Origin of the sequence: Corynebacterium sp. (assembly GCF_052107835.1) — a bacterium.
GTDB lineage: Bacteria > Actinomycetota > Actinomycetes > Mycobacteriales > Mycobacteriaceae > Corynebacterium.
On the sequence record NZ_JBQEDF010000038.1, the window covers coordinates 23,869 to 33,574 of the forward strand.

Annotated in this window: 10 protein-coding genes; 3 read left to right on the forward strand and 7 right to left on the reverse strand. The window is 63.6% G+C overall.

The window, feature by feature from the left end:
- Positions 1-6: 6 nt before the first annotated feature.
- On the forward strand, positions 7-606 hold the full coding sequence (locus tag ACTIL2_RS10150) for a hypothetical protein (protein WP_442337351.1): 600 nt from the start codon (positions 7-9) through the stop codon (positions 604-606).
- A gap of 46 nt (positions 607-652) precedes the next feature.
- On the opposite strand, the gene ACTIL2_RS10155 is transcribed toward ACTIL2_RS10150, so the two are convergent.
- From ACTIL2_RS10155 to ACTIL2_RS10180, 6 genes are all read right to left on the reverse strand, one after another.
- Positions 653-892 carry a hypothetical protein gene (locus ACTIL2_RS10155; protein WP_442337352.1) on the reverse strand — a complete coding sequence of 80 codons (240 nt, stop codon included), beginning with the start codon at positions 890-892 and terminating at the stop codon, positions 653-655.
- Positions 885-1,013: a hypothetical protein gene (locus ACTIL2_RS10160; RefSeq protein ID WP_442337353.1), complete on the reverse strand. Its 129-nt coding sequence runs from the start codon at positions 1,011-1,013 to the stop codon at positions 885-887. Before ACTIL2_RS10160 ends, ACTIL2_RS10155 begins: the two co-directional genes overlap by 8 nt.
- Before the next feature lie 133 nt (positions 1,014-1,146).
- Positions 1,147-1,335 (reverse strand): hypothetical protein, encoded by a 189-nt coding sequence (locus ACTIL2_RS10165; RefSeq protein ID WP_442337354.1) that lies wholly within the window; start codon positions 1,333-1,335, stop codon positions 1,147-1,149.
- A gap of 73 nt (positions 1,336-1,408) precedes the next feature.
- Positions 1,409-1,588: a hypothetical protein gene (locus tag ACTIL2_RS10170; RefSeq protein WP_442337355.1), complete on the reverse strand. Its 180-nt coding sequence runs from the start codon at positions 1,586-1,588 to the stop codon at positions 1,409-1,411.
- 166 nt (positions 1,589-1,754) lie between these two features.
- Positions 1,755-2,279, reverse strand: a complete 525-nt coding sequence (locus ACTIL2_RS10175) for a hypothetical protein (RefSeq protein ID WP_442337356.1) — start codon at positions 2,277-2,279, stop codon at positions 1,755-1,757.
- A gap of 377 nt (positions 2,280-2,656) precedes the next feature.
- The gene (locus tag ACTIL2_RS10180) at positions 2,657-3,754 is read right to left on the reverse strand and encodes a hypothetical protein (protein ID WP_442337357.1); all 1,098 of its coding nucleotides are present in this window, start codon (positions 3,752-3,754) and stop codon (positions 2,657-2,659) included.
- Positions 3,755-5,898: 2,144 nt separating this feature from the next.
- On the opposite strand from ACTIL2_RS10180, the gene ACTIL2_RS10185 reads away from it, so the two are divergent.
- Both ACTIL2_RS10185 and ACTIL2_RS10190 read left to right on the forward strand, forming a co-directional pair.
- Complete coding sequence (locus tag ACTIL2_RS10185; protein WP_442337358.1) at positions 5,899-6,138, forward strand: hypothetical protein; 240 nt, start codon at positions 5,899-5,901, stop codon at positions 6,136-6,138.
- A gap of 123 nt (positions 6,139-6,261) precedes the next feature.
- Positions 6,262-8,133 carry an AAA family ATPase gene (locus ACTIL2_RS10190; protein ID WP_442337359.1) on the forward strand — a complete coding sequence of 624 codons (1,872 nt, stop codon included), beginning with the start codon at positions 6,262-6,264 and terminating at the stop codon, positions 8,131-8,133.
- Here the strand turns inward: ACTIL2_RS10190 and ACTIL2_RS10195 are convergent.
- Positions 8,130-9,620, reverse strand: coding sequence for a recombinase family protein (locus ACTIL2_RS10195; protein WP_442337360.1), 1,491 nt, complete (start codon positions 9,618-9,620; stop codon positions 8,130-8,132). The genes ACTIL2_RS10190 and ACTIL2_RS10195 overlap by 4 nt on opposite strands.
- Positions 9,621-9,706: the final 86 nt, after the last annotated feature.

Below are 9,706 nucleotides of genomic sequence, written 5' to 3' on the forward strand. Positions count from 1 at the left end.
GGAGAGGTGAACTATCTTGACGGGATGGATGGTGGAGATATCGCGGTGGCGTTGATTACGGCCGGGGCTAGCGGCCTGTTCGGTGTCATAGGGGTAGTTTGGGGAAACAGGATCGCTAGGCAGCAAAACCGCGACGGGCGGATAGCGGAAATATACATCGCTGAACGCGATAGGTTCGCGCAATTGTTTCTCATTGCGGAAGAAATTGAGCGGGAATCGAACAGTACGCTCATTGAGTACATTCAACTCAAGAATAAGTTTACAGAGACCTACCTGTCTCTCCATAGCCGTTCTTTTAGCCCGCTGATTAAGGATGAGTACGACAGTGCAAGGGAAGCCCTACGCGTGTTCACTGTTGCACTGCAAATGTCAAAGGTTTCAGGAACCCTAGAGGGGCGGTTCGAAGACATTGAGGGGGAGAGGCTCGTAACCTTGAACGATATGGACCGTGAAAGGATATCCATAGCCGTCCGTGTCCTGAAATCCTCGATGGAGAGGATTGACTCCGTATACACGCAGCTCATCAATGAAGCGGAGCCACTCCGGCCTACCAAAGGTCTCTTTTCGGGACGGAGATGGTACCCCGGTTACGGTTTCCGGGACTGAACCCCCACCGGGATGACCGGTGGGGTTTCGTCATGCCTGGAGGTTATCAGGCGGCATTCTGGTCGGGGTAGGCGTTCTTCGCGGCAATGAACCGGCGGGAGAGGTCCCGGTGGTGTTCCTGCACCCGCTCCAGGTTCGCCAGGTCGATCTTGCAACGGAGATAGGCACGGCGGGCGGCCTCCACCTCGGCCTTGGACCATTCGTGGAGCGTGCCCAGCCTCTCGACCTCCCGGACGGACTCCGGCGGTCGGACCGTGGAGGGGTCCGGAGTGTAGAGCTTAGCCACCGAAACCACCGCCGTAGATGGCCCGGGCGGCGCTATCAAGGGCCGCGGGACTCATGTCGGTGGTCCCAGCAGTGGGGAACAGTCGGGAGGCGGGAACATCGTTGACGTTGGTGGAACCCACGTCGGGCTCCCCGGCCCATATCACCAATACCAACGATGACGTGCAGTTATACCCGCCACCGTCACCACATCCACCCCCACGATATGCTTAATACATGTTTATCCCCATTACCCCCGTCGTGCCCCGGCTCCCTCTACGCCTGGGCCCCTCCAGGCCGGGGGACCTCCCCGCTTAGGCGCTCATCCCGGTCCCGGGCTTCACGGAGACGCTGGGACCACAGATCAGCCCGGTCCTCAATCGCCTGGAGGTCCTCCCAGTCCAACTTCTCCTTGAGGTACGCCACCCCGGCGGCCCGGGCTTCACGCCGTGCGTTGCGTGCCACGGCCCGTATCCACTCCGTGGGGGAGTTCTCCAGGGTCCGGTGACGGCTTGCCCCTACCGTGGCCACGACGGGCTCACCAGTCGCCGTAGATACGCCGTGCCACGGAGTCCACGGCGGCGGCGGACATGTCGGTGGCGGTGGGGAACAGTCGCGCCGTTTCGTTGGGCTCACTGGATACCGTCTCGCTGGGACCTCCCCGCTCATAGATACGGGCCCCGATACGGTCAATGTCACTGGTGCGGTTGGTGGTCATCGTCATCATCCTGTCTGTGGTGTCAGTCGGTCGGTTGGTCGGTCGGTGTCTGGAAAGGGGGAGAGCCCCGCCTGGTCGCGTCTACGCGCTCTCCCCTACCGACAAAGGGGGGAGGCGGACACTGGCCAGGACGGGGCTCACGATGTGCCGGTACGCCACCGAACGATCACGACACATGGAAGATCCTATCACTAGATAGGTTTGACCTATCAGTGACCGGTGCGGGACGGCGGATGTGACCCCAGGACTGGCCCGTCACGGCCTGTTTCAGCAGGTCATCCTGGACGTTGAACTCCACGGCAAGGTCAGTAACCCCGGCGGCCTCATCCACCACCCGGCGGCGTGCCTCACAGACGACGCGGCGGGTGATACGTCTGTACCCGTCATCCGGGGTGGCGGTGACCTCCACGGGCACGTCCGGGCCGGGGATGTACTCCACGGTGTCCACGGTCTCCGTGGGCACGTCCGGGACGGGCTCCGTCTCCACGGCGGCGGTGGTGGTGGTCCGGTTGGCCAGGTACGCCACCAGTTCCTTGCCATGGACCACGGCCAGGTGTTCGCCGTCATCGGTGGTGAACCGGCCAACACGGCCACCGCGCATTTTGGCCAGGTCCTCCAGGTCCTCCAGGTCTAAGGGGAACTGGGAGACGATGGCGGCGTGAATCTCATCTGGGTTGCCTCCCAGCCTCATGGCGGTCCGTCGTGCAGCAACATCAGCGGGGAGGACTCCCCCGGCACCGCGCACCACCTCTGCTACCTGTGTGCGTAGTTCACGGGCACGCTTGGTGGCACCTCTAGCGGTGGTGTTGCGCCTGGATAGCGCGGCCCGGTCCAATGGTTCCCCAGTCGGCCCCTCAATCTCTGGGGCATGCAAGGGAGGACGTAGGGACGGGTCACGGCGGTCCCAGCGGGATAGAGCCCGTGCGGACTCATCGGGCACCGGGACCCCGGCGGCCTGGCAGACCAGCGCGTGTTGCCATGTGCCCACGCGGTGAACCGGGTAGACGCGGGGGTCCGGGGATGTGGCGAACTCTCCAGGGGTGTCCATCGTCTGGCCTCTGGTCTCTGCTACGCGGGGACCTGGGAGTCATCCACGGCGGTAGTGGCACCGGCAACGTCCGGGTTGTCGCTGGAGTAGGCGGGGAACATCTTGAGGTACTCATCCAGGGCACGGGCCGGGTCCGAGAGTCCCACCCGCTCCAGGAGGGTGTACCGCTTGGATGACCGCTTGAGCGCGGTGGCAGAGGCCATGGCCGGTTCCTCACGACGCAGCGCGGCGGCCATGATATCCGTGCGACCGGCACACATGGACTCCACGCCACCACCGGCACGGAGCCGGTGCTCATAGACGGCCAGGTCCTCCCCAAACGGGTCCGACAACGGGGCGAACTCTGCCAGCCCGTTGAGGATGACGGTCTCGGGACGATAGCCCACGGCCAGCGCGGCGATACCCTTAGCCGGGAACCACACTGCCCACCATGAGGTTGACCCTTGGGCGAACTGGGTACCTCCGTGGGGAGAGGTGGAACCGGTGGCCAGCGTGTTGAACATCCGGGCCCATGCAGAACGGGTACTAGCGGCCCCGGCTCCCTCCCACAGGGTGGACCACACCCCGGCGGTGTCTCGCAACCGTCCGATATCGGACGTGGCGGTGGTACGCAGGTCAATGAGGTTGTCCACCTGGGAGGCACGCTTACCGGCCCGGATGGAGGCCACGGCGGCGGCGGGGAGGTCCTCCAGGGCAGTCGCGGCGGCATTGGCGGTGGCGGTGAGGTAGTCGGTGACCGATTGACGCATGGAGTCAATCAGCGCGGCGGTGGCGAACTCTGGGAGGTCACCACGGCGGACCAGTTCACGCTGTGCAGCGGCCCGGATGGCGGCGTATCGCGGCCCGGTGACCTCTGGAGCCTGGAGAGCCGTGGTGACCTTGCTCAAGCCCTTGCCAGAGGCGTAGGCCGTCCCAGCGGCGGTGAGGTCCTCATCGGACGGCCCGGCCACTTTCCCGTCCAAGTCCTGGAGTTTCTTCGTGATGGCGGTGTCGGTGTCGAACATCTGGGAGGCCACGGCGGGTGAGGTCCCGATGGGGGAGAAAATGTCCTGGATGGTCTCCACGCGGCGGGTGAAGACGTTGGTGGGGTCATTCTGTGTCGGTGTCATGTCGGTCATCTTGCCAGGATAGGGCGGGGCTATCAAGTTGATTAGCAGGTGTTATGGCGCCTGGTGGGGTGGGGTGTCCCGGCGGTGGCGACCAGGTAGGCGGCGTGGCGGGTGAGGTGGAAGTCCTGGCACGGCTTAGTGGCGGAGATTTTGCGATTGTCCGCAAAATTGCTGGCCACGTCCATTCCAACGTTCTCGGCAGCGTCCATGGCGCGGGACACCACGTTGGTGAAGTCGCGCCATTATGCGTAGCCCATGGCCTGGGAGAGGTCCCGGGCGGACCAGTAGGTGTTGCCGCTGTCGTCGGTGTGTGCCTGTTCGCGGGGTCCCGGCTCCCTGGGTTTTCCTGAAAGATGACTGTCACTGGACGTTTCGGGACAACGGCGGTATCGGCCTGAATTGGGTCAGCCTGAAAATGTAACCGGGCCGGTCACGCGGGAAAACGGGTCCCGAACGGTAAGTTAGGGTGACCTCAAAAATGAAACATAAGAATAGTTAAGTTTGGGGTGGCCTGATTTGGGAGACATCATCTGGACCAGGCTATACGCTGGGGGGCCGGGGAGGGCCGGGGAGGGGGAGACACCCCCCACCCTTAGAACTTGTTAAGGATGTGGGAGCCACGGCAGCGAGAATAGCGCGTGAAGTTGTGGAGCGCGAAACGTCCTGTTTTGGCCATTTTTCCCGCGTTGAAAGTCCTTGGACGAACAATGACACTTGAGAGCCGTGAAAGTCGCTCACGCGAACAGTCAGCGTTGATTCCGTCGATGTTGTGATGAGTTCACGATGTGAGGTTGAGTCACAGCGCGTGAGTTGCGAGAGGTTCTCGCTTGAGGTTGAGTCACAGCGCGTGAACCACAGCGACTGACTGACCACAGCGCGTGAGGTCCTGGAGCGAGACTGACTGACCACAGCACAGCGAGACACAGCGCGGCCTGGCTCCAGACTCCACGGCTCTTGAGGTTCTCGCTCTCGCTCAACATCGTCCGACCAGCCACCGCGACTGACTCACCACACAGCGCGGCTCGTCCACGGCGTGACCCAGCCATCCGACACCCAGCCATCCGAGAGCCTGGGGACGGGGTGGAAGATCATCATTCATTCCCCCGGCACCAGTCCCCTTTCCCGGTCCCCAGTCTTATATAGACTGGGGACCGGTGGGACCAGGGCAAATTGTAGGGTGGTGCGGCACCGGTGCGGCACCGATTGAAAACGGGTATCTTCACCCCTCATAAGCTGGGGATATAGGGCCAAAAACCGGTGCCGTGAAAAGTGGTTCCAGGGCGGTGCCGAACCGGTGCGCGGCACCGGTGCCGAACCGGTGCCGGGTTTTCCGATTTGGCACCGATTCAGAGCCCCATTTTGACCCCCTCCAGAGCGGTGGTTTCAGACCCCTCCGATGGGCACCGCCGGGACGCTGGGGCACCCGTCCTATTCCGCGCACCGGACCACAACATGTGGGGGTGGGTTCTCAAAGACTCGCCATGTTCACCACTAGATGGCCGGGTCCACCGCCACATTAACGCCTGGTTAGGAGTTTGCAGTCTGCCCCGCCGTGCCCTACATTGGTCCGTATTCCACCGATAGGCTGGGACCACATCTAGTGCCCCTCCCCCGCCACCGGTGGCCGTAAGGGTCTGGAGCCCCGCGCACAATCGGCATGACGCGGGTAGGGGACCACGCGGTCATCACGTTCCTGTTTGCCGTAGAACCACCGGCCCTAGCCGTCGTAGTTGGACGCTAGGCAGACAGGAACAACCACGATGACTACGTACACACGTCACCGTCTTGACACAGCCAGCGGACGATACGCGGCGGCACGGCGGCACCACCCAGACTCTGACCACACCCCGTTGGTCCAGGACCTCATTGAGGCCACCGCTGGGTACCGTTTCCAGTCCATCCGCGACCAGTACCCCGGCGTGGACCTTAGACCGGAACAGGTCCAGGACTTGCTGGAGGTCCTCAAGTGACCACCGCGCACCTTGACCCCATCCGGGCCCACCTCATGCGTGTCCTGGCACGACAGGCACGCACTACCGCTACCCGCTGCAAGGCCGTGGGACGTGCGGCGGGGTACGCGGCCCCAGAACTATCCGACAACACCCGGTCCGCTGTGGTCCGGGTCCTCACTACGGCGTAAGGGGCGATCACCAGTGAGTTCTGTCTACGACTTCACCCACCTGGCGGCGGCGGAGTTCCTCCGTTCCCACCGTAAGTTCATCCAGCACGGAGTCCTGGTGGACCTGGCGGAGGACCTGTCCAAGCGTATCTACCTGGACCAGGATGACCCCCAGTATCTGACGTTTGCCCAAGCGATTGCCTACCAACAGTTCCGGGACCAGGACGTGGCCGCGACCACGTACCTCCGTGAGTCATCCGGGTCCGACCAGTAGAGCCCCGGCACCGCTACCTACCCCGTAGCCCATCCATCACACGAAAATGCCCCCACTCCCGGACCAGGGGATGTGGGGGCGAAAGGTTTGAACAGATGACCACCTTACGACATGGACATGCCCATGTCCAGCGGAAACACCATCACGGCGGTGGTGAAAATGACTAAGGCGACCACCACGACGGCGGACCTGGCCACCGCGCTGGGTGTGCCTCACCTCCGTGTGACGGACAAAGGTATCCACCTGGGTGCCTCTGGTCTGGCAGAGATGTGGGGCACAACGGAGGACCTTAAGGCCGCCGGGCACACCATGAACTACCCAGACCCCCTCAAGCCCGGCCACGGCACCGCCATGTACGCCGTTGGGGACGCTGTGGATATCGGGACAAAGGTGGGCGTGCGTGACCCCGCTACGGGGCTGTACCTCTACGCCGGTAATCGGTGCGTCCCGGTCCCGAACCTGTCCACGGTGCTGGAGCCCGTTGGTGGTCCCGATACCGCTAAGTCCAAGCGGGTGGCGACGATGGCCCGAACGGCAGCCAACCGTAAGCGTCCCCCACGGGGGCGGAATGACCCGGTGCTGTGTGATGAGGTCCAGGCCATGCTGGATGGCGGTGAACTCACCTATGACGTAGCGGTGGGTCTCCAGCGCGACTTGAACAAGGAGGCCAAGGACGCGGCCCGGGCCAAGTTGAGCCGTGCCACGGCAGAGGTCCGTTACACGGAGGGGTCACGGCGGCGGTTGTACCGTGGCCAGTCCGACATGGCCAAGGTCAACAAGGAACTTGCCGCCGGTGGGGACCTCATTGAACCGGCCACGTTTCTGTCTGGCCTGGGGTATGGAGAGGCCACCAACGGCATATCGGGACCGTCCAGTTCCGGGAAGTCATGGGTTGGCCTGGAGGCTTTGAGACAGGTTCTGGTCATGGGGCACCCGGCGCTACTGATTGACTATGAGGACCACGAAGCGGCCATTGCGCGGCGTATGCGTGCGCTGGGTTGCGGGAAGTACCTGGAGCGTGAGCAGTTCCTCCGTATTGAGCCCGAAGTGGAGAACGGCAAGGTGGCCGACATTGACCAGGTACTGGAGGACTGGGGACAGTTCAAGGCCATCGTGGTGGACGGTATCTCTAAGGCGCTGGGTGCCGCTGGTGTGGATGACAATTCAGCCACGGCCTACACCAAGTGGGAGAGCGAGAACCTGGCACCGCTGGCCCGTACCAGTGCCAGTGTCTGGTCAATTGACCACACGGGTAAGGGAGCGAACACCAAGGGTGGTGCGGAAGCGCTGGGAACGGTACAGAAACGGGCCCAGGTATCCGGTGCGGCCTATACCGTCCATCCGATCACGGCACCCCGGCCCGGCGGCGTGGGCTCTTTCGCGCTCTACCTCACCAAGGACAAGCGCGGTGACGTAATCCGCCGGGCGGACCCGGAAACCAACTACGTGGGCAAGATGGAGATTGATTCCCGGCCCTGGGATGAATTGGCGACCAACGACAAGGACGTTTCCACCATCGTCCGGTTCATTCCCTACAACCCGGAAAAGGACACCCCGGTGACCCCGGCGGACCTCATGCCAGCGTTGGACGCGGCCCTACATGACGTGTTCCCAGAGGACGAGGTACCGCACCAGGTGAACGGCAAGCGCAACCCCGCCTTGCCCACCCTGGGGGAACTCATGTGGATTGTGACCTCTGCCCTTACCGCTGGGGGTGAGGATGACCACGGCCTTACCCAGGTCCAACTGTATGACCGGCTCCGTGAACTGGCCCCAGAGACTGTTACTGGTGTTAAACCGTCGAAACTGGACGAAAGGCTGTCCACCCAGATGAAGCCCGGCGGATACCTACGCCGTAAGGGAGCCCGTATCCTCCCCCGTGAGGACCGGGTACCCAGCAAGCGAAAGGTCCCGGAAGTGCTTGAGGCGTTGCTGGAACACCAGGGCTCCAGAGAGGACCTGGAGGACGAAACGGACACCCCGGCGGCGGACTAGACCAGCCACTCAAACGCCACCCGGGACGGGTCAAACTGGCCCCGTTTCTTCACCGGCTCCACGGTGACCACGGCCAGTGCCTCAAGCACGGAACGCCGGGCCACGATGGTGGCGGACTCCCACCACCGGTGCGGGTCCATCACGGCCTCCCCCAGGTCCGTGAGCACCCCGGAATGGTCGCGCTGGTCTATCTCACGGTTCACCGCTGTCAGGCGGTCATTCAGGCCACGGGACGCGGCGGCCCCTTGAGCAACCGTGAGGTCTCCCCGTCCGATGGCCTCCCCCAGTTCACGCAGTTCCACCTGGAGCGCGGAACGGGTGGCCAGATGTTCCTGGAGCCCGGCGGGGTCCACGGAGGCGGCGGCCACGGCTTGCTGTATGTCGGCCCGGGCAAGACGTTGCAGGACGGCGGCCTCCACAACAGCGTCCACGTTGGTCATGCGACATGTGATGTGGGTTTTCTTCACCGCGCTGGTGCCATGGCGCTGGGTGTCCGCTGCACGACAGGTGTAGGCCATCACCGCGTGGCCCCCTTTGTCTTTGCCGTCATGCCAGGACACCAACGTCTCACCACAGCCACCGCAACGGTAGAGCCCGGTCCCCAGGTAGGCCGGGGTCCGTCCCGGCATACCGGGGTTGGTGGTCCGGTCTGGGTTGCTCAACAGAGCGACGATAGCGCGGTGCTGGTCTGGGGTGATGATGGCTGGCCATTGTGCCTGTACGTCCGGGTATTCCTCCCCCTGGTAGACCACAATCCCGGCGGTGTCTGCACGCATGAGAGAGCGGCGGAACGTTGTACCGGCCCACCGGGCACGGTTGACCTCCCCGGTGGCCCGTTTCTTCCTGGCAGGTGCCCAATAGTCCTCCCCCAGCGCGTTGATACGGGACACCTGGGAGCGCACGGAGGCACCGGCCAGGATGTTCTCCACGGCCTCCCTGTAGACCTTTGCCTCATGCGGGACAATCTCCCAGTCTCCGTTGTCCGTTATGCGGTATCCGTACCGGCGGCCAGCGCGGGGAGGACGGCCAGACAGGGCCCGTTGCTTGTACGCGGCGGCGATTCTCTTTCCCTTGATGGCGGACTCCCACTGACTCACGGCGGCGGATAGGTGCGAGAACAGGTCAGCGTTAGGGTCCGTGAGGTCCATCTCACCTCCCTGGACGTAGAGGAGTCGGACCCCGGCCAGCCGGGCCCCGGCCTTAAACGCCTCTGCCTCTGCCACTTGCCTGGAGATACGGTCTGGTGCCCATGCGATCACGGCTCCCACCTCCCCGGCGGCCATTGCGTCCTGGAGCGCGGTGAAGCCGGGCCGGTGCTTGCCCCGGTAGGCGGATATGTCGTTGTCGGCATAGACGGTGGTGACCTCCAGCCCCAGCCGGTCCGCTAGTGCCCTGCACTCCGTTTCCTGCCGTTTCACCCCGGCCCCGTCCTGGTGGTCCTCTGATATCCGCACGTAGATGGCGGTGGTTGTGTCTTTGGGTGGCATGACAAGGAAGGTACCCCGGTAACCCCTCCTACGGGAAGATGAACGACATCGGGCTGCGTCCCATGCCCGACAGCACCATCGCCGCC

Excerpts from the sequence above, each read along its gene's own strand:
- ACTIL2_RS10195 (WP_442337360.1), bottom strand. The coding sequence starts at position 9,620 with ATGCCACCCAAAGACACAACCACCGCCATCTACGTGCGGATATCAGAG.
- ACTIL2_RS10190 (WP_442337359.1), top strand. The coding sequence starts at position 6,262 with ATGTCCAGCGGAAACACCATCACGGCGGTGGTGAAAATGACTAAGGCG.
- ACTIL2_RS10170 (WP_442337355.1), bottom strand. The coding sequence starts at position 1,588 with ATGACCACCAACCGCACCAGTGACATTGACCGTATCGGGGCCCGTATC.
- ACTIL2_RS10180 (WP_442337357.1), bottom strand. The coding sequence starts at position 3,754 with ATGACCGACATGACACCGACACAGAATGACCCCACCAACGTCTTCACC.
- ACTIL2_RS10175 (WP_442337356.1), bottom strand. The coding sequence starts at position 2,279 with ATGAGGCTGGGAGGCAACCCAGATGAGATTCACGCCGCCATCGTCTCC.